At 49.4% G+C, this 21,769-nt stretch carries 17 protein-coding genes; 8 read left to right on the plus strand and 9 right to left on the minus strand.

The window, feature by feature from the left end; translation table 11 throughout:
- Positions 1 to 25 precede the first annotated feature (25 nt).
- Positions 26 to 616 carry a 3'-5' exonuclease gene (locus FT643_RS20265; protein WP_156873243.1) on the plus strand — a complete coding sequence of 197 codons (591 nt, stop codon included), beginning with the start codon at positions 26 to 28 and terminating at the stop codon, positions 614 to 616.
- A gap of 261 nt (positions 617 to 877) precedes the next feature.
- Here FT643_RS20265 and FT643_RS20270 read toward each other — a convergent pair whose 3' ends face one another.
- The gene (locus tag FT643_RS20270) at positions 878 to 1,090 is read right to left on the minus strand and encodes a helix-turn-helix domain-containing protein (protein ID WP_156873244.1); all 213 of its coding nucleotides are present in this window, start codon (positions 1,088 to 1,090) and stop codon (positions 878 to 880) included.
- Between the two features lie 89 nt (positions 1,091 to 1,179).
- On the opposite strand from FT643_RS20270, the gene FT643_RS20275 reads away from it, so the two are divergent.
- The gene (locus tag FT643_RS20275) at positions 1,180 to 1,461 is read left to right on the plus strand and encodes a hypothetical protein (protein WP_156873245.1); all 282 of its coding nucleotides are present in this window, start codon (positions 1,180 to 1,182) and stop codon (positions 1,459 to 1,461) included.
- 40 nt (positions 1,462 to 1,501) lie between these two features.
- On the opposite strand, the gene FT643_RS20280 is transcribed toward FT643_RS20275, so the two are convergent.
- Positions 1,502 to 1,654, minus strand: coding sequence for a hypothetical protein (locus FT643_RS20280; protein WP_156873246.1), 153 nt, complete (start codon positions 1,652 to 1,654; stop codon positions 1,502 to 1,504).
- A gap of 145 nt (positions 1,655 to 1,799) precedes the next feature.
- Complete coding sequence (locus tag FT643_RS20285; RefSeq protein ID WP_156873247.1) at positions 1,800 to 2,078, minus strand: YjbQ family protein; 279 nt, start codon at positions 2,076 to 2,078, stop codon at positions 1,800 to 1,802.
- 141 nt (positions 2,079 to 2,219) lie between these two features.
- Between FT643_RS20285 and FT643_RS20290 the strand changes: the two genes are divergently transcribed.
- Positions 2,220 to 2,741 carry a 2-thiouracil desulfurase family protein gene (locus FT643_RS20290; protein ID WP_198043751.1) on the plus strand — a complete coding sequence of 174 codons (522 nt, stop codon included), beginning with the start codon at positions 2,220 to 2,222 and terminating at the stop codon, positions 2,739 to 2,741.
- A gap of 37 nt (positions 2,742 to 2,778) precedes the next feature.
- On the opposite strand, the gene FT643_RS20295 is transcribed toward FT643_RS20290, so the two are convergent.
- Both FT643_RS20295 and FT643_RS20300 read right to left on the minus strand, forming a co-directional pair.
- The gene (locus FT643_RS20295; protein WP_156873249.1) at positions 2,779 to 4,182 is read right to left on the minus strand and encodes a mechanosensitive ion channel domain-containing protein; all 1,404 of its coding nucleotides are present in this window, start codon (positions 4,180 to 4,182) and stop codon (positions 2,779 to 2,781) included.
- Between the two features lie 30 nt (positions 4,183 to 4,212).
- Entirely contained in the window at positions 4,213 to 10,779 is a 6,567-nt protein-coding gene (locus tag FT643_RS20300) for a PAS domain S-box protein (RefSeq protein WP_156873250.1), read from the minus strand.
- A 295-nt stretch (positions 10,780 to 11,074) separates the two neighbouring features.
- On the opposite strand from FT643_RS20300, the gene FT643_RS23220 reads away from it, so the two are divergent.
- Entirely contained in the window at positions 11,075 to 11,824 is a 750-nt protein-coding gene (locus tag FT643_RS23220; protein ID WP_198043753.1) for a lysophospholipid acyltransferase family protein, read from the plus strand.
- A 28-nt stretch (positions 11,825 to 11,852) separates the two neighbouring features.
- Here FT643_RS23220 and FT643_RS20310 read toward each other — a convergent pair whose 3' ends face one another.
- Positions 11,853 to 12,623, minus strand: coding sequence for a sterol desaturase family protein (locus FT643_RS20310; RefSeq protein ID WP_198043755.1), 771 nt, complete (start codon positions 12,621 to 12,623; stop codon positions 11,853 to 11,855).
- 90 nt (positions 12,624 to 12,713) lie between these two features.
- A complete protein-coding gene (locus FT643_RS20315) occupies positions 12,714 to 15,167 on the minus strand; it encodes an efflux RND transporter permease subunit (RefSeq protein ID WP_156873252.1) in 2,454 nt (817 codons plus the stop codon).
- Positions 15,168 to 15,506: 339 nt separating this feature from the next.
- Between FT643_RS20315 and FT643_RS20320 the strand changes: the two genes are divergently transcribed.
- The 4 genes from FT643_RS20320 to FT643_RS20335 are packed head-to-tail and all read left to right on the plus strand — an operon-like array spanning position 15,507 to position 20,237.
- Positions 15,507 to 15,986 (plus strand): hypothetical protein, encoded by a 480-nt coding sequence (locus tag FT643_RS20320; RefSeq protein WP_156873253.1) that lies wholly within the window; start codon positions 15,507 to 15,509, stop codon positions 15,984 to 15,986.
- Between the two features lie 2 nt (positions 15,987 to 15,988).
- Positions 15,989 to 17,578, plus strand: a complete 1,590-nt coding sequence (locus FT643_RS20325) for an OmpA family protein (protein WP_156873254.1) — start codon at positions 15,989 to 15,991, stop codon at positions 17,576 to 17,578.
- Entirely contained in the window at positions 17,566 to 18,090 is a 525-nt protein-coding gene (locus FT643_RS20330; RefSeq protein WP_156873255.1) for a Rab family GTPase, read from the plus strand. Before FT643_RS20325 ends, FT643_RS20330 begins: the two co-directional genes overlap by 13 nt.
- The gene (locus tag FT643_RS20335; protein WP_156873256.1) at positions 18,087 to 20,237 is read left to right on the plus strand and encodes a putative bifunctional diguanylate cyclase/phosphodiesterase; all 2,151 of its coding nucleotides are present in this window, start codon (positions 18,087 to 18,089) and stop codon (positions 20,235 to 20,237) included. Before FT643_RS20330 ends, FT643_RS20335 begins: the two co-directional genes overlap by 4 nt.
- On the opposite strand, the gene tmpT is transcribed toward FT643_RS20335, so the two are convergent.
- Together tmpT and FT643_RS20345 are read right to left on the minus strand one after the other, a co-directional pair.
- On the minus strand, positions 20,234 to 20,875 hold the full coding sequence (tmpT, locus tag FT643_RS20340) for a thiopurine S-methyltransferase (RefSeq protein WP_156873257.1): 642 nt from the start codon (positions 20,873 to 20,875) through the stop codon (positions 20,234 to 20,236). The genes FT643_RS20335 and tmpT overlap by 4 nt on opposite strands.
- Positions 20,876 to 20,946: 71 nt before the next feature.
- Entirely contained in the window at positions 20,947 to 21,714 is a 768-nt protein-coding gene (locus FT643_RS20345; RefSeq protein ID WP_156873258.1) for a hypothetical protein, read from the minus strand.
- Positions 21,715 to 21,769: the final 55 nt, after the last annotated feature.

Below are 21,769 nucleotides of genomic sequence, written 5' to 3' on the forward strand. Positions count from 1 at the left end.
TCTGTGCATTTTAGAGCAGCTGCATATGAAAGCCTCTATATCTCAAAAGACTATTCTACTTGTGGATCTCGAATGTACTTGTAACGAGGTCCCACCTTTACCTCCAGAAGAAATGGAGATTATCGAAATTGGTGCTGTAATGGGAATATTAGATAGGGATTGCTTCGAGCTACTGGATGAGCGGCAGATCTACGTGCATCCGCAGTGGCATAGATCATTGACGCCTTTCTGTATAGGTCTAACTGGAATCCAACAACAGGATGTAGATCAGGCAACACCGTTGAAAGATGCAGTACAATTGTTGGAAGATTGGGTGGCCGAGTACCACATCAAAACCTGGGGGAGCTGGGGAAAATTTGACCAGCGTCATTTTAGCTCTGAGACCGGGCTCAAGGAACTCCAGAATCCCCTTGAGCCACTTCAACACATCAACATAAAGCAGTTATTTGCCAGGAAACACGGGCATAGGGTTGGACTCGCGCGAGCAATTCAACTATCTGGTCTTGAATTCCTAGGTCGTCAGCATTCAGGTATCGATGACGCCAGGAATATTGTTCAGATACTGAAAAATGATCATTTGTTAAGGGCGGCGATTTTGAGCAGAGCAAAACTGTAGTGGCCAACCACAAAATGCGGGTAGCTCAATTCGTAGGGAACCAACGGGCACCGCTCTATAACTTCTAGCGGTGCCCGAGTTTTTGGTAGCCTGAAGAACAGATCTATTGCTTTGGATTTCTTCGACCCGTGCCTCCAATTGATCAATGGAGTATGATGAATACGCCCTCAAGCCGGAGGCCCGTTTCAATATCCAATTTCTGAAACACAAAGCAAGAGAAAGTCCAATCGACTACTCAATTTAAATCGCTTTTATGTAAAATTAATCTTCTAGCAGCTCACTCGCGTTGATGTTTAACGCCTCAGCAATCTGATAGATTTTAGTCAATGTAATGTTTTTTTCGCCGCGCTCAATATGCCCCATATAGCTTCTATCCACGCCAGCAATGTCAGCAAGAGCTTCTTGTGATAGCTCTTTTGATTTTCTGATTTCTCTTACTTTCTGGCCGAAAGCGACCAAACGAGCATCTTTCATGAAAGCCCTGCCCAAAAGACAGGACTATCACTTTTTGATGCCTATTGATCCACGGACTATAATACCCATTTTCAACTGAGGACAACAACGTGAACAATAGGCTGTGGCAGGCGAAATCACTATTATACTCTTTGCCTTTAGAGAAACTCATAGAACTGTCTCAGGGGAAGCTGGCAATAGTCTGGAATGGGAATGCTTTTCAGATGGACGTAGCCGATCATCGGCTGCTTCAAGTTCTCTTTTCAGGGGATGAAAACTGGCTGGATACCCACGTTCCCGACGACGAGCGAGAAACTGAGTCAATACGTGCTTATCTCATTTCCTATATAAATGAGATGTTTAAATACATTACCGAAGATTGGGAGTGGTAACCCCCATGAAAATCCATGCTAACTCATTGATTATAAAAAGCTATTGTAATTTATAATTTCTACGAATTTCTGAAAAGGCTTCTCTGCCATCAATAACTTTGCCTGTTTTTAGAACTTTTAGCCCTTCCTCAATCGCCTTTTTTAAATACCGCTCTTTTTGTCTTTCTTTGGTATCTGGACTTTCCTTACTCATAGCAGCCTCGGCGCAAATATAGTGCTAAAAATTAGTTAAATGCTACCCCAACTTAAATCGATTAAAAAGCGCTCCAATCCTAATCTCTAGCTGAACAATGAAGCTGTCCATATACTCGTATATAACGCGGTACGATAATCAACACTTATATAACCCGTACATCGCTTCCTTCCAGCGTGTGCCGATAATAGGGTTGGTTTTCAGGCACCATATGATTGAAATGGGACTCCAGATCCGCTCGCACATCGGGATCTGCATTTTCATTGATACTAAGAGAAGCCGACGTGTGCTGAATAAAGAAATGGGCCAAACCCGTCTCATAATCCCGTAACGGCTCCTGGATAGCGGCCAGGATTTCAGGCATCACCAGGTGAAAACCTCTCGGCCTGGGCTTGAGTGTGAGTTCAATCTGTTTCCACGACATTTAACGGACTCCTGGGTCGAATCATGGCCCCCTATGCAATTTCGGACCGCATAGCAGCCGAATTCACTTTAGAGGATCTTTACTGTATCTGATCTAAGGTTCACCATACCCAAACGAACCTGGATGAGGAAGCTGCACCCGATGACCCTGACAACCCATAACCCGACGTTGCCACTCGTAGGAATCAGCAGCTGCTTAACGGGCAACAGAGTGCGCTACGATGGCGCTGACAAATTCAATGGGATTGTTGCTGAGCATATCCAACCCTTTGTGAACCTGCTGCCACTTTGTCCGGAAAGCATGGCCGGATTGGGCATCCCGCGGCCACCGGTTAACTTAGTTCAGGCGGGCGAGCAAATCCGAGCACGGGGCAGGGACATTGCAAATTTGGATGTGACAGAGCGGCTGCTTTCCATGGGACAGTGTGTCGCCAACGCTTATCCCGAACTGAAAGGATTTATCGTACAAAGTCGTTCACCCAGCTGCGGCTTTAACACCACGCCGGTCTACACCACGGATCAAACTGAAGTCCTATCCCACCAGGGCAGCGGCTTGTTCGTGACAGCGTTGTTACAGTGTATGCCGGAGCTGCCCATCCTAAATGATTCCGAATTAACGCCGTATAAAATCCAATGTTTTTTGAAGCAGATCCAACACCCCTGAACCCCATAACGAGCCCAACGCCGCAAGCGATCGCCTTTTATTCTTTGGCTACATTGTCGTTAAGCAAATCAGCTTCCTGAGCCGCTTCCTGCTGAATTTTTACGTCCAGCTCCGTATCTTTTTCGACACCAATTGCGTGATTGATTTGCTGGGTTACGGCTTCGCTGGCGGGGATATCAGTAACTGGCGCTCTCACGCTGTCATCCGCTTTTCTTTGCGTGGTTTGCTCCAGCATGCTCTCGGCCATTCCCTGCAAGCGCAGGCGATAGATCGGTTCTGGCATTTCAAAATCGGCTGCATCAAATGCATCTTTTACATTCTGAATAACCGCGCTGCGCACCTTTAGAAAATCAAATCGTAGCTGATCCGTCCAACCATAAACCGTTAGGACCACATTAGAATCGCCCAGGGTTTCGATGTGACAAGCTGGCGCCGGTGACGCAATTACGCCTTCTGTTTGCAGCGTAGTTTTAATGGCCAACGAACGGGCCGCCGTCAGATCCACACCCGTATCAACACCCACCTGAAAGCGGAATCTGCGTTCAGGATTACGCGTATAATTAGTAATGATACCTTTATATACAATCGCGTTGGGAATACGCACATGGTTGCCGTCGAATGTCATCAAAATCGTGGCTCTGGATGTAAGCCGAATGACTTTACCTTCATAGCTATCCAATACGATATGGTCATTGGGTGAAAACGGCTGACGCACACTTAGCAAAATACTGGCAAGATAATTTTCAACTGTGTCACGAATGGCAAAGCCAACTGCCAAACCCAGCAGCCCGGCCGCACCGAGCAATGATCCCAACAACGCAGTTGCATCCAGAATCTCTAACGCAACGAACAATCCCGTTACTATTAACAAGGCTCGGGTAACTTGCTTTAGCAAATCAACGATGAAGGCATTGTTGGAAAAACGCTGAAAAAAACCATCCCAACGCAACACCCAGCGGGACAACAACCAGAAGCCAATCATCACGATCAACGCGACCATCAGCAATGGCAGATAAGCGATCCACTGATCCGTGCGCGCGACGAAGTTATCCAGTGCATGACGCAGACGCACGCTGATGGTTTTCACTCGGATAGTGCGATCCTCAACCTCCACCACCCCTTCCACCTGGGATGCCAATTCAATCGCTTCGGTTTGGGCGGCTGTGGTTAGCAATTCTCCGGACAACGCCACCACGCCACTGTTGACCTTGACCTGGATTGACTTCAGCTCTTGAATGTTGGAATAGATATTCTTTAAACGTTCTTCGATCGCGGCGTCAGTTTGCGCGTTGTCGGTCACCGAAATGGACTTGGTTTCATTAGTAGTCGGCAGGTCTACTTTTTCCCCGGTCCAGATATCCTGAATGGGATCCGCACTTGCAAGTGGACCCCATACCATCGCCGTGACCAGCGTTAGCAATAGAAATAATTTACGTAGCATAATGGTCCCCCCCAGGCCTGATCCGGTTTATCAATCACTGATTTCGTCAGTTGACGTCGATTCCCGTACCGAGCCGGAAAGGCCCGACAACAACGACGTCAACTCACTCAGATCCAACGGTTTTACTAGATGATGATTAAACCCGGCTTCTGCGGTTTTTCGTCGATCTTCACTTTGCCCCCAACCGGTTAACGCAATTATCGTAATTTCACTACCCCAGGGGCGCAGGCGAATTTCGCGAGTGGCCTCATATCCATTCATATTTGGCATTCCGATATCCATCAATATAACATCGGGCCGAACCTTTTCTGCCAACTGAATAGCGTCCCAACCATCATGCGCAACAAACACTTCATGGCCCAGTATTTCTATTAGCTGCGTCAAGGTACTGGCGGCATCTTTGTTGTCATCTGCGATCACGATTCTCAATTCTGCTGTCATATCCAACGTCGCTTGCTCTGCTGGCATACGCTCACTCACCGTATCGGTTTCTTTCAGAATTGGTAAACGAACAACGAATGTACTGCCTTTGAGTTCACCTTCACTCTGCACTGAAATACTACCGCCGTGCATTTCCACCAATCGTTTCACTAAGGTTAACCCGATACCCAACCCGGCATACGTCCTTTCAATCGGGTGCTCGATCTGGGTAAACATTTCAAATATTCGTCCCAGCATCGCCGGGGGGATGCCAATTCCGTTGTCTTTTACGGAAATACTAACCCATTCCCCATTCGGTATTACCATAAGCTGAATTTCACCGCCATCCGGCGTGTACTTGGCTGCATTATTTAACACGTTGGATATAACTTGCGCCATGCGATGCGGATCAGCATGTAAATAAACCGGGTTTTCAGGCAGACGCACGGTTAGTCTATGCCCCGAATCCACGATAAACGGATTAGAGGCTTCAACCGCACTTTTAACGATATCCGACAACGCCACTGAAGCACGCTTTAGTTCGAGTTTGCCCCGGGTGATGCGCGATACATCAAGCAGATCATCGACCAATGTAATCAATTGCAACGTCTGACGTTCCATAGTGGAAAGGGTTTCGTCGACGTTGACTGGATTTGCCTTGGTCATTCGTAGAAAATCGAGCCCCGTACGGATTGGTGCAAGTGGATTTCGCAATTCATGAGCAAGCGTCGCTAGAAATTCATTTTTTCGCTCGTCCGCTTCTTGTAGCAGCTGTTGGGTCTCCCGCAACTCTGTAATGTCCGTATTCGTTCCGAACCAGTAGACAATAACTTCCCGTTCATCACGAATCGGAATCGCCCGTGAAAGAAACCATCGGTACTGACCATCATAGCCCAGCAAAGGAAACGTATCTTCCCAGACCTCGCCGGATCGGAGCGCGTTCGCTATACTGCCTTTCACCTGGCTGATATAGTCCGGATGAATTGTTTGTAACCAGCCCTCGTCTCCCATCTCTTCAAACGGTCTGCCGATGTAATCAAGCCAACGCTGATTAAGCCAAGTCACTTTGCCCAGCACTTCACACGTCCAGGCCAGCTGACTCATATTTTCAGCCAACATACGAAAGCGTTCTTCACTTTCTCCCAACGCCTGCAACGCCGCTTGCAACCGGGTAGAATCATAGTAATAACAGACAACACCGAATTGACCGTCCGCCAGAACAATGCGATTGACCTGCCATTCGTAAGACTCTTGTTCGCCCAAATCCTTACGTTGCTCTGTCAGACTGGGTGCCAGATAGGGCTCCCCTGTGTTGAGGGTATGGCGAAAAATGCGAATGGCATCCTCGGCAAAGGAAGGCGGCCAAATGGTGCGCATGACCTCCGCAAAATCACGCCCGATGACCGGCTGTACGTTCTGGAAGGCGGGCATCGAACCGAGGCTGACCAGCGCAATACGAAAATCCGAGTCCACCACATAAATACCCAACGGCGATTGCTCCACGAGGGTTGCAAACGTTTCAGCATTACGTATCTGTGCTTCCTGGGCGCTCTTCCTTTCGGTTATATCCGTCGCTGCACCAAACCACTCGATAATGTCTCCGCTATCACTCAAGATCGGTATAGCCCGGGTTAATGTCCAGCCAAGAGAGCCGTCCTGGCGGACAACCCGGTGTTCAAACTCAAGGACCTGCTTGTTCACTGCGGCGATTTCTAACTCCGCTAGCGCGGTAGCCAGATCGTCCTGATAGATATAGTTCTCTATCCACTTATCAGATGGCCGGTTTGCGTCCCTAATAAACGCTCGCCCTTCTATTTGGTGAACCTCATACCAGTTTGCGCTGACCCGAAAAACCATATCAGACGTGGCCTGAGTGAAGACACGAAAACGTTGTTCGCGCTCGCGCAGAGCTTGCTGCGCTCGTGGCCGGTCGATAGCAATACCCGCAAATCGTGCCACCGATTCCAGAGTGCTGATTTCCGCTGTTTTTGGGGAACGTACTTGTTGAAAATACACCGCGAAGGTACCAAGTAACGTTCCGTCCGCTGCGGTAATCGGTTCGGACCAGCAGGCATGCAGCCCACTGTCATGAGCAAGTCCACGAAAATCCTCCCATAACGGGCTGCTACCGATGTCGTCGACGATGACTCGCTGATGAGTATAGATAGCGGTACCACAGGAGCCTGCGGCAGGGCCTATTTCTATTCCATCAATAGCCCTATTATAAAAATCAGGAAGTCGCGGAGCTGATCCAGTGGCAAGCTGAGTTCCACTCGCATTCAACAGAAGAATCGATCCAATTGCGCCCACTATCTGCTTTTCTATTAAATTGACCAGCTCAGGAAGAATCTCGCTTAGTTTCTGCTCTGTGGTGATCATTTCCAAGATCAGCGCCTGACTTGAGCGAAAATACTCGGCCAACTTACGCTCGTGAACATCGAACACCGCACCGACATATCCGAGGTAGTGGCCACGCGCGTCGAATCTGGGCCGACCGGCATCGATCGCCCAACGGTACTCGCCATTATGGCCTTTTAGGCGATAATCGAACGAGAATTCTCGTTGCGCGCGATTTGCATCTGAAAAAATAGTTCCAATTCGGTCCCGGTCTTCGGGATGAACGGCTGCGAGCCAGCCTAACCCCACCCCCTCTGCTTCTGTTTGCCCGGTGTATTCATACCACCCGCGGGAAAGAAAAGTGCAGGCACCTTCCGGATCAGAAACCCAGAGCATGGTGGGCGCATTATCGGCCATATGGCGGAAATGGGCTTCACTTTCGCGCAACGCATTCTCCATGATTTTGCGCTCACTGATATCACGAAACACCAACACACAGCCCACCAACTTACCGTCGTGGCTAATGATTGGCGCAGCACTATCATCAATTGGAAACTCATGGCCTTGTTTATGAATAAGAAGCGTGTGATTCGCCAACCCTACGACCACACCGTCACGCAGCGCTTTCAATGCCGGATTCTCGACGTTGTCCCGCGAAGTTTCATTAACAATACGGAATACGGATTCGAGGGGTTGCCCCATTGCCTCATTGAGCGTCCATCCTGTAAGCGCCTCAGCGACGGCATTCATATTGGTAATACAGGCGTTACTATCCGTTGCGATCACGGCATCACCGATACTGCGAAGTGTAATGGCCAGCAGGTCACGTTCATTACGCAGTGCAATTTCAGCTCGGCGACGTGCGGAAATATCCCGAGTCAGTGCTAACTGCACAAAATCTCCATTCGAACGTTTTAATGCAACAGCATGGGATTCCATATGGCGCCGGGTGCCCTGGTAACCGATAATATCGAACTCCAACTCACCGCGCTCACCGGCGCAGATTCGTTCGTTAAAGGCCTTGAACGCATCGCGGTATTCCGGTGCGATAAGATCGTAAACACAACCACCAATCACTCTCGCGCCCTTGCTTACTTCAATCATCTGCTGTCCGGCGTCGTTCATTTGCAGCAGGGTGCCCTGTTTATCGACAATTTTTATACATTCAGGCGTGTTTTCAATGACAGCCCGCAAATGGCTTTCACTTTTATGCAATGCGGTTTCCGACACTTTGCGCTCAGTTACATCCATCGCGACGCCATCAAGTCGAACGCTATTGCGAGACTCGTCGACAATGGCATAGCCCCATTGTTCAAACCAGGCAGTATCGCCGTTGTCCGGCCGCAGGATGCGGAATTCAAAATGAAATTCGCTAGCGCTGTCGGCTGCATTTTCGATAGCCGTACGGACAAACGCACGATCATCAGGATGCACTAAATCAAATGCGCTTTGCAGATTCTGGATGCTGGAGTCCGGTAACACGCCAAAAACGGTCTGGGCATTTTGTGACAACTCGAGCTTGTCCGTTGCCTGATCCCACTCCCAATGCACCATACGGGCGACTTCAAGCGCCAGTCGTAATTTCAACTGGTTTTCACGTACCTGTCTGGCAGCTTCGGTCCGTAGTTTGCTGATTTTAAGGTAGGAGTCCACACGCACCAACAGCTCCCGTGCGCTAAAGGGCTTAACTAGATAGTCATCGGCGCCGGCTTCCATACCGTCGATACGACTTTCCGCTCCCGCCCGTGCGGACAACATAATCACGGGAATCTGTTGCAAATCGGGATCATCGCGAAGCAGGCGGAGAAGCCCGAAACCGTCCAGTTTGGGCATCATTACATCGCTCAGCACCAAATTCGGCCGCCTGCGGCGAATCACCTCCAAAGCCGCTTCGCCGTCTGCAACAGCAACTACCCGGTAGTTTTCCGACAACAGGCGTACAATGTACTCCCGCATATCCGCATTGTCATCCGCCACCAATATCAGCGGAGGCTGGCCTTCGATCGTGTCTATTTCCAACGCCTCATCCGGAAGCCAGCGTAGCGCTTCTTCTAAATAGCGTGAAGCGCTTCCTTCAGCAAACGGTGCGGGTACGAATTCTGCTACTTGTTCGGCAGGCAAATGATGTTTACCGAACGGAATGTGAATTGAAAACAGGGTACCTATATCGATCTGGCTCTCTACCTTGATCGTCCCCCCATGCAACTTCACCAACTCCTGCACTAACGCCAGTCCGATACCGCTGCCTTCGTGGGTACGCGAGCGGACATTCTCAATTCTATGGAAGCGGTCGAACAAATGAGGCAGCTGGTCTTCCGCAATACCAGTACCGCTATCTTGAACACACAGCTCTACGCCTTCTTCCCAGGCTTGTAATGAAACAGACACACTGCCCTCAAAGGTAAATTTAAAGGCGTTGGAAAGTAGATTCAGAACAATTTTTTCCCACATTTCCCGATCGAGATATACTGGCTCGGACATAGGCGGGCAGTTTATTATCAGCTTTAATCCACCTCGCTCAAGTGCGGAGCGAAACACACTGGCCAGATCGATGGTGAAGCCGGCAATATCCGTCGGTTGAAAAAGCGCGTTGTTGCGTCCCGCTTCGACACGGGAGAAATCCAATAACGAATTCACCAACCGAAGCAAACGCAGGGCATTCCGGTTTACCACTTCCAGATTTGCCTTAACAGATCCCGGCAGTGGTTCCCCCACCCCATTCAACATCTCCTCTATCGGACCTAACATTAAGGTCAGCGGCGTGCGGAACTCATGGCTGACATTGGAAAAGAAAGTGGTTTTTGCCCGGTCTAATTCCGCCAGCGCCTCGGCGCGCTTTCGTTCCTCTTCGTAGGCCCGGGCGTTGGCAACAGCAGTGGCTATTTGCCCGGCCACAAGCTCAAAAAACCCCCGGTACGCATCGTCAAACTCCAATCTCGGGCTGACCATCGCCACCAGAAATCCGGCGAGCTGGTTTTGACCGGGCTTCGAAAGTGGCAATACCACGGCCTTTTGCGGCACTTCCGGCCAGATACCCGCCGGGGCTTCGCCAAAGTGATGGCCCAGGTTTCCAACTTCAACACTGCGTCCGCGCTGTACTACTTCCTGGAATGGCCAGTGAACACCGCGCTCTGATATATCCACTCTATCGACACATATTGGCAACGTCGGGTCGATCCCAGTCACCCCTTCCAAGGTTGCATGCTGACCATCGTTTTCTAAAAGATAAACCAGTGCGACAGGTAGATCCTTGCGGCTGTTTTGCAGCACCCGGGCAACATCCTGACATGCCTGCGTCACCGTCCGCACCGATTCACTAGTGCGCGCGGCAAGCTCACGCAAGGTGTTTAAGCGACGTTCACCAATCACTCTTTCTGTGTCTTCAGTAACAACACATAGCAGGCCGCCAATGCTGCCATCGTCTGCGGACAACGCGCTATAAGAAAAGGTGTGATACGTTTCCTCCAGGAAGTTGCGTCGTTGTAGGAATAACAACAAACTTTCATCCCAGGTCGCCTCACCGGTTTGTAACACCGATTCGGCCCGCGGGCCGAGGTCTGACCAGGTCTCCGACCAGACGTCTTTTGCCGGTCGTCCGAGTGCCCAAGGATGCTTGGCACCCAGCGTCATTTCTGCGTAGGCATCGTTGTAAAAATAGGTTAATTCCGGCCCCCATCCAAGCCACATGGCGTAGCGCGAACCAAGCATAATTTCCACTGCCGTTTTCAGGCCCTGAGGCCATTGCGCACGCGGTCCGAGAGGCGTGGCCGCCCAATCAAAGTCCCGGGTACGCCGTTTCATTTCATTAGGTTCAGGGACAATTCTATCTTTCTGACTCATAGTGTTATTTCAGAACTCGTACTCAAGGAGACACAGGGTAGATGTACTCTGGCGGGCTACGCTTTGACTGGCATTTTATCCCGCATCCATTGGAAGGCTGGTTAGAAAGGCTTAGTGTATTGAAGTAGTGGTCCGCTGCCAAGAGATCTGAATAAGGCTAGCGCTTCAGACTAATCGACTGCTTCATTGAGGCTCGACCCAGGCGGCACCCGGCGCGACTGCGCTCCTAAGGGGAGGCGATGGATACTCTGCTTTCTCAGGTGCTAAATTCGCATTGCGATCGCTGAATCCGAGCATGGGCAAGCGCAAAACGATTGCCTTCATGTCCGATGCCCGGGTATTCGGTATTCCCATTATTGGAAAGAATGCGCGTCGCCTGGGGTTTAAAGTGTCGTCCATTAAAACAGTACAAAGCTGCCTTGAGGCCGGCGAGTGGGTAATATTGCCACCGGGAGGAAACACCGATCAATTGCGTTCGATCTGGCATCGCAATCAAACTCGCATGTATAAACTTCAATATAGAAATGGTGAATTCATCAAAAAACCGCAAACCTGGTTTGTGCACGCAGCAGCCCCGTTAAAAGTGAACGCTTATCCCATTTGCGTTGCAGGGGCCCATGAAGTCACTCCGATTCTGTGGGAGAGCAAGTTTATTTTTCGATACAGCGGTCTGGTACGATTAAGAGGTGGTGAATTCTGGCCAGGGTTTCCGCTCTCATTAAACCACTTTATCAATCTCTACGTTTTTTATCTCACCGGGCTGATGAGTTCTCCGATCGCTTGGCTGCTGTTTCTTTTTACCAATATTTATATCGACCTTTTCTACTCCTATCCTTTAGCCTTCCCTAAAATCACTGTTCGCTGCGGACAGACCATGGCGCTGCAGTATTCCGATGAGACACTGTCGCTCAAACAACGCAAACAAGAGAACCTGGAGATGCTGAGGAAACTCAATCAACAAGCCAACGACTGCTTATCCGAAATGAACAAATCGCGCCCGCTAATGGGACGAATGCCCTGCTACAAGCCAACTGTCGACTATTAATAACCAGGGCACAGCCACCAAACTTTACTTAGGTATTTTCAATTTTGTCTTGAGTAGATTGTTGCGGTGATTTTAAATTACGTGCAGTCACGTCGTTATAATCCGGATGCAATGTGCCCATCAGCTTGTCCCAAAACAGGAACTGCGTAGCGTAATTGCAAGTGAAGTGCTCATGGTGCTGGTCATGAAAGGTAACCGCAGCAAAAGGTGACGGGGGCAGGGTCAGCATACCGCCGTACTCATAACCAGCGTGACCAAGCATGCCGGTTACCTGGTCATATATTTTATGAACCAGTATCACCAACGCGGTTGGCATCGGCAGAACCAAAGCTGCGAACACCCAATAGCTTTGTGTCAGAACTCCGTCTAATAGGGTGTCGCTGTTATTCGACCAGACCACAGGGGATTTGGAGCGATGGTGCCACAGATGAATACGCCTATAAAATCGTTTGGTATGAATGATCCGGTGTACCCAGTAAAACCAGGTGTCATATAAGAACATGGACACCAACAGCCAGAGCACAAAAGAAAGGATCGAAGGTTCCCACGCGGACACCACAGTGAACCCTTCCTGGTTCAACCAGATGGCGCTACCCACGAAAAACGATATCAGCAGCAGTGATTTAACACTTTGCTTGATATCGCGTTTGACCAACTCCAGCTTTAGTTCTTTGTCTTTTTGGATTTTCGCCAAACGCGTTGTCTTGATGTCGTTACTAATGAACCAGCTTAAGCTGAAATAAAGTGAAATCAGAATCGTGTAGCAGCTAAGCCACCACTGAAAAAAAGTTAAATTCATAAGAGTCAATCCGTTCATTTATACGAGTTATTGTGAACGTTCGCGTACCGCAAACTTGCGGCCCCAGTCAACATCTATGAACAATCCTTGTTATAGTTCATCACCCTTCATCTGTGCAGAGTCATAGGAACTAACAGCGGGTAATGCCGCCGCTAGCTCAGGTCCAAACGGTTTCAATCCTATTATTAAAATAGGCATAATGAAAATATCGAAAACCAATGCCAATACCATTGCAAGTGCCAATAACAGTCCAAACCAGACCTGAGCTGACATCAGTGACAGTAGAAGGACACAGAGACCCAAAACAAGACTCAGCGTCGTGATTATCAATGCCCTTCCTACTTCCTGAACCGCATTTACATAGGCTTGGCGGTAATTGCCTATTTTCTGAAATTCCAACCGAAAGCGGGTGACCAAATGTATCGTGTCATCTACCGCGATACCCAATGCAATGGTCGCAATAAATAATTTGGTTGTATCGAGAACCACGCCGTACAACCCCATCAATCCCGCCACCACAATAATGGGGCCCAAATTCGGGATCATACTCACTAACCCCATTTTTAATGACCCATAAATAACGGAAATAACGAGCGTTATCGCGATCACCGCAATAGTCAGACCTTCTATCTGACTGAAGTTTATATAAGTAAGCAATGTAATTAAAAGCGCCCCCATCCCAGACGTGGATTTTTCACTTTCAGTTAACCGGTGAGCAGCCAAGTATTCATTCATCTGCTGCTCAAACGACTGCAGCTCTGACGCATAAACCAGTTGCGCACGAATCTGAAGCAACGCTTTAGAGTAGTCTTCCGATACGAATGAACGTAAGTCTTCTCCTCCGGAAATCTCATACACCAGCAGATATTGAGATATCAACTCACGGCTGTCCGGAATGCGATAGTAAGCCGGATCGTCGTTGTTCATGCTTTGATTGAGCTCTTTTACCAAATCAACAATGGATGTCGATTTTCTAACAAGAGGAAAATGGGTCTCCACTTCCGCTTGCAACCGCTCCAGTTCTTTCAAGAACTCCGGATTTTTAATACCGCCTTCTTTTTTTGTATCCAATAAAAAGGCCAGAGGATTCAGGCCTGTCATCGTATTATCGATTTTAACCGCATCCACTTTCACCGGCACCCTATCGGTGAAGTCCATTAGCCAATTGGAGTCGACCCGAAGCTTACTGATACCCCAAAATGATACAGCTAAGACAACCAGAAAAAGACTCATTAACTTCTTGCTGTTGTTCAGCGTGAATTGCGCGCATCCCGAAAGCAGATTATTCAGAGTCACAGGTGCCGGTTTTGCGGGTCGCCTGGTAGCGGGGGATTTCATAAACGAAAGGAAGAAGGTGAGCAACACGACCGATAGAAAGAAAGCAGAGAGCACACCAAAACTCATGTAAATACCAGCGTGAGCAACGGTTCTGATGGGCGTCAAGCTCATGGAAGCAAACCCCACCATGGTGGTAATACTGGTAAGCAAGCATGGTGTGCCCACCAGATACAGGGTCTCGTACAGTGCTTTTTCCCGATCTTCATAGCGTCGCGCCAGTATTAGAAATTCCGACGTGATGTGAACAGCATGGGCAATGCCCACGGCCATCAACAAAACCGGGGCAATGCCGAACCCCATATCCAGATGCCAGCCCATTGCTTCTATGAAAGCAACGGTCATTACGAATGAAAGGATAACAACACCGATGGGGGCGATGACCGCAATGAGATTGCCCCGGAAGAAAACCCCCAGTATCACGGCAATAATAAGCAGACAAACCACCCCAAGCGAACCGAGTTCATCGACCAGAATTTCGTTATACGCGGCATTCAACGGCACATCGCCAGACACGGAAAACGGGATATCGGCGTATTTCGGATTTTGGAGAATGTCTTCTAATACTGCATTGGAAACCATGGGGTAAAGATTATCCATGGCACTGCCCTTCTCGGGGTCGAATTGGATCTTTTCAAGGGGATCGGTACTGGTGCGGCTCATTTCAACCAGAATACCGCCCCAGGCGAGATCTTTGCTGTAGAGGTTGCCTTCGTATAACTTACGCTTTTTCAACGAGTTGGATAGCTCAAGCAAACGCTTCTGAGACAACGGCATTTCTTCGTCCAGGCTGCTGATAATCAGATCATCGCCATCCACCATCATCAGCTCTGCATTGGTGACACTCATAACCCGGCGCACAAACGGCACCTTGCTATCTATCTCCGCAGTGAGATCCTGTATTTTATTGACCAGCTCGCGGTTAAACACGCCGTGTTCATAGCCGGAAGCATCGTACATGAGGTAGATAATTTCATCCGATCCGAAGTTTTCCTGATGCACCTGATACGCCAAATAGGCGGGGTCAGACTCGTCAAAAAACGCTTCGAAACTATTGTCCGTGCGGACCTGCTGAGCAAGATAGGAACATCCGACTAAAATCAATAGGCTAACGGCACCCACCAGCCAGCGATTACGGTAGGACCAGGCTGCCAGTTTTGCAAAGGTAGTATTAAGTGAAGAGAACCAAGGTTTACGTGAAGACTGCATTCAACACCTAGAATTTATTTTTATGTGGTCGTCGAAGTGTTACTTTACCACGAATGCTTTTCCGCGTAATAATTGTTCAATCTATAAGTTTCGGTCTTTTACCAGGACCCATGAAGCGGATTGTCCCCGTTCAGGGCATGTGCACCGCCGCTGCACGACAGTCCCGTTTCAAAGCGCTTTCAGCTGCATCTGGACATTATTGCGCTCCTGTTGATCACAAAAATTGATTAGATTTTTTTTTATGCCATGCTACTAATATCGGCCAACGATTCGATGAAGATTCGGTGACTCACGCAACTGGCTCCAGATCATTCAGAAAATAGCTCAAAAGGGGAAAAAATGAGCAAGGAAACCGCCGTCCAGGAAAGCACACAGACTCAGACCCACGAAGCCCCAAAGCCCGCCGCGGCAGACGCTAGCCGTCAATTGCATGAAATACGGGATCTCCTGTTCGGGGAACAACTAAGGGCAACTCATCAACGCGCAGAAGAGCTCGAATATCGCCTGCAACAACAATTGCAGGATATGGCATCTGCCTTCAGCAGTGCATTAAAACAACTGCAGGACGACACCCAGCAGCGACTGGCAGAAATGAGTCAACGGCTTGAAGCTCTTGATGAAAAACACACCCAGCAAGCGAAAAACCTGGCGCAGGATATTACAACTCTGTCCGGTCAGGTGGCCGACAATCATCAGGAACTAGCTGATCAGCTTGCGGCCACGTCCAACGATCTGAAAAACAATAAAACCGATCGGAAAATGCTGGCAAATCTACTCTCAAGCATGGCAAATAATTTAAGCGTTGATGAGCAGATTTAACCATGGCCGGAGTGAAAGACCCGCAGGTGCAAGGCTCTGCTGAAACCACTGCGCAGCCACTGGGTGATGATTTCGATCGTCTGCAACAATTAATTCTGGGACCGGATTACAGCCGCGCGCTTCGCTCTATCGCCGCGCAATCAGAAACCGACAGGGTAGCTGCGGTGGTTGCCGAAGCGATCCAGCAACGAGCGCAAACGGACCAGGGTGTGCAGCAGGCCATTGAGCCTGCTGTGACTGCCAGCTTGGATCAGATGATCCAGAAGCAGCCACATCGAATCACCAATGTGCTCTACCCCATTATCGGCCCAGCCATTCGCAAGTCAGTTGCTGCTGCACTTGCGGAAATGATGAATAACCTCAATGACATATTGAGCCAGAGCCTGAGCATGAAAGCCTGGTGGTGGCGTATAGCAGCATGGCGATCGGGCATCAGTTACGGCGAGTTTGCTTTACTGAAAACTCTGCTTTATCAAGTGGACCAGGTGCTGTTAATTCATAAGGACACCGGCCTGCTGATTGCCGAAACCAATACCGAATCCGTCATCAGCGAAGATACCGAATTAGTGACGTCCATGCTCACCGCCATCAATGATTTTGTTTCCGACTCATTCAAACAACCGGGCTCGCGAATTGAGAGCATTCGTTTTGGTGAACACACGATTGAAATCATCGTCGGGCCAATGGCGGTGCTCGCAGCAAAAGTCAAAGGCAGTGTAACGCCGGCTCTGGTTAATAATTTGAATGAGACCCTGGAGGTCATTCATCAGCGCTTTTTCTCCGAGTTAGAGTACTTCGATGGCAATAAAACGCCCTTCACTGAAGCCCAGCCACTGCTCAGCACATGCCTGCTTCACAAAGCCCAGGAAAAACCTCGTCGCAAACCCTGGCTCGCCTACGGGTTAGTTAGCTTATTGATCATCGGCTGCTGCCTGAAATTCGGCTACTGGTGGTACGCAGAGCAGAAAAAAGCCGATATCGTGCAGGCCATTAAAAAGCAGCCGGACTACATTCTGATTAATCAAAGCCAAACCGGAAAACAGTTGAATTTCGTTCTATTACGGGACCCGGCAACCCCACCCCCCGAAGCGTTGCTGGCGGCCATGGACACGGCTCCCTGGCAGGTCGGCATCGAGGCCCATTCTGCGCCGTTGCATCCCACTGCGATTCAGACCGCTCCCGAGCCGACGGCCGGCCAGCGCTGGCGCGAGCTGGTGGCGAAAGTACAATCCACCAGGCTGTATTTCAGCGTGGACTCAAACCAATTATCCATTGAAGAAGCCAATAAAATTCCGCTACTGGTTAATTCGCTTGAAAGCATCGCCGAACTCGCTACTACGCTCGGAATCAAGCACCACCAAATTGTCGTTACTGGATTTGCCGATCCTTCCGGCGACCCGACCGCCAACGCGGCCATCAGTCGCAACCGCGCTCAAGCGGTGGCCGACCTGCTGACGACAAATGGACTCTCTGAAAACCTGATCACGGTTTGGGGAGTGGGTCACCTTAACGCTCTGGACATGCCCACCGAAGACCAGCGCATCGTAACGATCCAAATACTGAGTTCGGAACCCGCCTCATGGACACCCTGATCAGTAAGAAAATCTGTTTGCTCGGCTCGTTTTCAGTGGGTAAAACCAGCCTCACCAGGCAGTTTGTACACAGTATATTTAATGAAAAGTACCACACCACTATCGGCGTCAAAGTGGATAGTAAAATAATCCACTGCAATGACCAGGATATCAAACTCATTATCTGGGACCTGGAAGGAAAAGACGAATTCAGTAGTCCGAGCCCATCCTATCTGAGAGGCGCTTCCGGCTACATACTGGTTGCCGACAGTACCCGTCCGCAAACCTTTCAGACCCTGCTTGAGTTGCAGAAAATGGCAGTCGAACAGCTCGGCAATCAGCCGTTTATACTTCTCCTCAACAAGACCGACCTGGTGTCCGAACAGCACCTGAAATTCGACGATTTACCCCCTGAAATAAAACAACACTGGACCGTCTTTGAAACCAGCGCAAGAACCGGTAAACACGTCGAGTTGGCTTTTAAGAAACTGACCACAATGATGATGGCTCCCAGCTTGGAACAAAAATCATGAGTACCCTGTTGCCGGATGTCCTTTGCAAATTGAAAATTGCCGTATTGGAGTTTGAGCATGAACTTGGCTTCAAAGTTGTCGGCTCACTCCCGGATTGGTTTCAAGCGATGTTTCCGGATGATGGCGCGATGTGGTATGACCTGGCCAAGCGAAGCCCATTTCTGGAAAACTTTTTAGTAGATGCTCGGGCGCATTGGGAGCGTCATTCGGAATTACCGATCGATTCCGGCATCTGGTCAGAATACGATACCGGAGGCAACGAACACCAATTACAAGCAGTCGCATTGTCGCTTGGCGAAAAGCCGGTTTTAGTGATTACGGATATTAGCGACAGCTTTGCCGAGCAGCATCGCGTTTATCAACGCGCCCGCGATATTGCTTTGGAGAACGAGAAACTGATGCTGGAGCTGAATCGGCAGCAGCGAGAACTCCAATCGGTCATTGCCAACAAACTCGCCAGCCCTGTTCCGCAGCCCAATCTTCAGGAAACCATTGAACACTACAGCTCCGCCATACTAATACACAACACCGACGGTCATTCGAATTTAATGAACCGCGCACTGCACAACATCTATTACCATGACAGTGAAAACAGCAGCCTGACTCACTCGGTGCTGGATACCTGGATAACCGAGGCACAGAATGCCTATCCCGAGCTTGAACTGGCAGTGGCCAATGGCGCTTACTGGGAAGGTGATTTCACCACAACCGATTTGAACGGCATTAAAAAACGCATCCGATTATCACTGGGCCCCATTAAAAGCAGCACCGGACAGGTCACTCAATACATCTGCATTGCCAATGACATCAGCACTATTTGCAGAAACACCCTGGAAGTAGAAGCGGCAAACGAGCTGGATTTAACGACCCACTTACCCAACCGGCACTATTTCTGGAAGCAGATGACCAATCAGGTCGAGATCAGCGCCCTCAATCAAACGTCGTTCGCGCTGCTGTACATCGATCTGGATCATTTTAAACGGGTGAATGAAAGCCTGGGGCATCATGCCGGTGACTATTTACTAAGTACCTTCGCCGCTCGACTGAACAATAATGTAAAGCAAGGCGATATTCTGGTGCACCTGGGTGGCGATGAATTTGCTGTCATTGCCAATGTAGACCACCGGCAAAAAGCCGAAACCATCGCGCGACGCTTACTGGACGCCCTCGATCCTGTTATTACCATCGACAATACCCAGGTCACGCTATCCGCCACCATCGGTATTGCTTTTTTTCCTGATGACGGCAGCGATGCCACCACCTTGATGAAGCATGCAGATCTGGCGATGTTTCACGCCAAAGAACTGGGGCGAAATCAGTATCAGCATTTTAATGCGCAAATCCATTCTCAATTCTTAAATCGCCTGACCCTCGAAAACGACATCGACACGGCACTCAGCGAAGATCAATTCGAACTTTATTACCAACCCCAGGTTTGTCTGGGCCACGAGCCCTTTCTGCGGCTGGAGGCGCTGATACGCTGGCATCACCCTGAACATGGTTTGATTACGCCCGCTCACTTTATGCCAATAGCTGAAAAATCAGGACAGATTATCGAAATCGGCGATTGGGTAACCCGCGAAGCCTGTCGCCAAGCTGTGATTTTTTCTGAAAAACAAATTAACGTGGTCGTGGCCATTAATGTTTCAGCCCACCAAGTGCGGCGATCCGACTTTGTTCCCAACGTATTGGCGGCACTCCACGCCTCTAGCCTACCGCCAAAGCATCTGGAATTGGAAATCACGGAGACGAGCTTTCTGGAAGATATGGAATCCGTTATTGCTACACTCACCGAATTGCGAGCGAAGGGAATCACTATTTCTATTGACGATTTCGGCTCCGGCTTCTCCTCTTTATCCTATTTAAAATCGTTGCCAGTTGATCACATCAAGCTGGATCAAGGTTTCGTCCGTGAGCTACCCAACCATGAGGAAAGCAAAGCCATCACGGTGTCGGTTATCCGACTTGCTCATGAACTTAATATGAAAGTTGTGGCGGAAGGCGTGGAAACCGAGGCGCAACTGCAATTTTTACGCGGCCAACAGTGCGACTATGTGCAGGGTTTTTTATTCTTCAAACCGATGGCCGCGGGCCGTATTCCGGATCTATTCGACAGTATCCGTAACGCCAACATCAATTACCACTAGCAATTTCTGCGCAACAACCACGCTGTTTCGGTCGCCTCGATTTTACCTTTCAAGCCGCCATCGACGGGTCGCGTTTGTGCCGCATGCAAATCATACTTATCTGCGTATTGGCGATTGATTTCTTCGGTGTCCAAAGAAAACGGGGGCCCGTCAAACGCGTCCTGATCGTATTCAAATGTAATCAACAATTGGGGTGCTGACGAGGTAATTTCAATCAAATGCGCTGAGTACTGCGCGCGCATGGCGGGCGGCAACGCCACCAGCGCTGCGCGATCATAAATGGCATCCACCGGCCCGAGCAGCGCTCCGGTCAACTCGAATATATCCCCCACAAACAGGTCCACATTATTGCTGTGAAAGCGTTTGAGATTACCCGCTTGCGACACTTGCGGTTGCACGCCCAGATCCTCAAACAAAGCCATTATAGCCAGCTCACTTAGCTCAGCGCCTGCAACCTCATAGCCATTATCCAGCAACCATTTAATATCCAGCGTCTTTCCACACAGAGGAACGAAAATACGCCCCCCCTTCTTTATCCCTAACGCAGACAAATGAGACTTCAGCAAGGTATTCACTTCATCCTGATGAAAGCCAATCTCACCTGCCCGCCACTTATTGTGCCAAAATTGCGTTTCCATTACGGCTCCGGTTCAAGAATTCCAAATTCGGAATCGTACAGAGGATGCTTCACCCTCTGTACGAGCACTCATCACTTAAACAACGATTTTATTTTATCAACGTCATCGTCACTGAGCTTTTCCTTGAGCTTTTTCTCAATGGCGTCTTTCGCTTTTTCTTTCGCTTCCGCTTCTGCATAATCCCGCACGGCTTCTTTTGCCTGCGCCAGCAGAGGTTCCATTGCAGCCGTTGCAAGCTGGCTCGGTGTCAGGCCATTATCAGCACTGCCCAGGTCCGTGAGCGCGACGGTGGGCAGTTTGATGTCGTTTTCTCCCAATTGAGGAGAGAGAAAATGGATATTACCACCACCAAAGGTGAACTTTTTCACCGCCAGTCTAAAGTCACTGGGCACCTCATCCGATTGCTCCGCCGGTGCAGGCTCGGAAGCGCCAGATTTGGACCTTACGTTATTGAGCAGGGTCTGTAGATTGATATCCCGAATCCCGGCTTGCTCTGCCAACAATCGAATATCACCCACCAGCACCTCGTTAATAACCAGAACATCTTTGCCGACACTACCGATATCCAGCTCAATGGCAATCTCGCCCAGGTTCATCGCATCCGCATCGCTAAAACCTTCGGGGTTGGCGATGCCCAGCCCATACAATTCAGCTCGCCCCTCCGTCAGCCGGATTTTCACATCTTTCAGGGTCACTTCCGTTCCGATTACCCTGGTGCCCACGTCCTGAACAACCGATTTAACAATTCCGTCCAGATTTTTCAGGCCGAAATAAACCACTATGGCAACCACTACCAGGAGCGCTGCCAATACACCAAAAATAATCTTAATTGCTTTCATATTTAAACCTACGTTAGAAGTTAAACCCGGCCCGCCAGCGCGGGCTACTGCATAT

This window comes from Ketobacter sp. MCCC 1A13808 (assembly GCF_009746715.1).
GTDB lineage: Bacteria > Pseudomonadota > Gammaproteobacteria > Pseudomonadales > Ketobacteraceae > Ketobacter.

Coding starts and splice junctions, on each gene's coding strand:
- FT643_RS20265 (WP_156873243.1), top strand. CDS start 26: ATGAAAGCCTCTATATCTCAAAAGACTATTCTACTTGTGGATCTCGAA.
- FT643_RS20270 (WP_156873244.1), bottom strand. CDS start 1,090: ATGAAAGATGCTCGTTTGGTCGCTTTCGGCCAGAAAGTAAGAGAAATC.
- FT643_RS20280 (WP_156873246.1), bottom strand. CDS start 1,654: ATGAGTAAGGAAAGTCCAGATACCAAAGAAAGACAAAAAGAGCGGTAT.
- FT643_RS20285 (WP_156873247.1), bottom strand. CDS start 2,078: ATGTCGTGGAAACAGATTGAACTCACACTCAAGCCCAGGCCGAGAGGT.
- FT643_RS20290 (WP_198043751.1), top strand. CDS start 2,220: ATGACCCTGACAACCCATAACCCGACGTTGCCACTCGTAGGAATCAGC.
- FT643_RS20295 (WP_156873249.1), bottom strand. CDS start 4,182: ATGCTACGTAAATTATTTCTATTGCTAACGCTGGTCACGGCGATGGTA.
- FT643_RS20300 (WP_156873250.1), bottom strand. CDS start 10,779: ATGAGTCAGAAAGATAGAATTGTCCCTGAACCTAATGAAATGAAACGG.
- FT643_RS23220 (WP_198043753.1), top strand. CDS start 11,075: ATGGGCAAGCGCAAAACGATTGCCTTCATGTCCGATGCCCGGGTATTC.
- FT643_RS20310 (WP_198043755.1), bottom strand. CDS start 12,623: ATGAATTTAACTTTTTTTCAGTGGTGGCTTAGCTGCTACACGATTCTG.
- FT643_RS20315 (WP_156873252.1), bottom strand. CDS start 15,167: ATGCAGTCTTCACGTAAACCTTGGTTCTCTTCACTTAATACTACCTTT.
- FT643_RS20320 (WP_156873253.1), top strand. CDS start 15,507: ATGAGCAAGGAAACCGCCGTCCAGGAAAGCACACAGACTCAGACCCAC.
- FT643_RS20325 (WP_156873254.1), top strand. CDS start 15,989: ATGGCCGGAGTGAAAGACCCGCAGGTGCAAGGCTCTGCTGAAACCACT.
- FT643_RS20330 (WP_156873255.1), top strand. CDS start 17,566: ATGGACACCCTGATCAGTAAGAAAATCTGTTTGCTCGGCTCGTTTTCA.
- FT643_RS20335 (WP_156873256.1), top strand. CDS start 18,087: ATGAGTACCCTGTTGCCGGATGTCCTTTGCAAATTGAAAATTGCCGTA.
- tmpT (WP_156873257.1), bottom strand. CDS start 20,875: ATGGAAACGCAATTTTGGCACAATAAGTGGCGGGCAGGTGAGATTGGC.
- FT643_RS20345 (WP_156873258.1), bottom strand. CDS start 21,714: ATGAAAGCAATTAAGATTATTTTTGGTGTATTGGCAGCGCTCCTGGTA.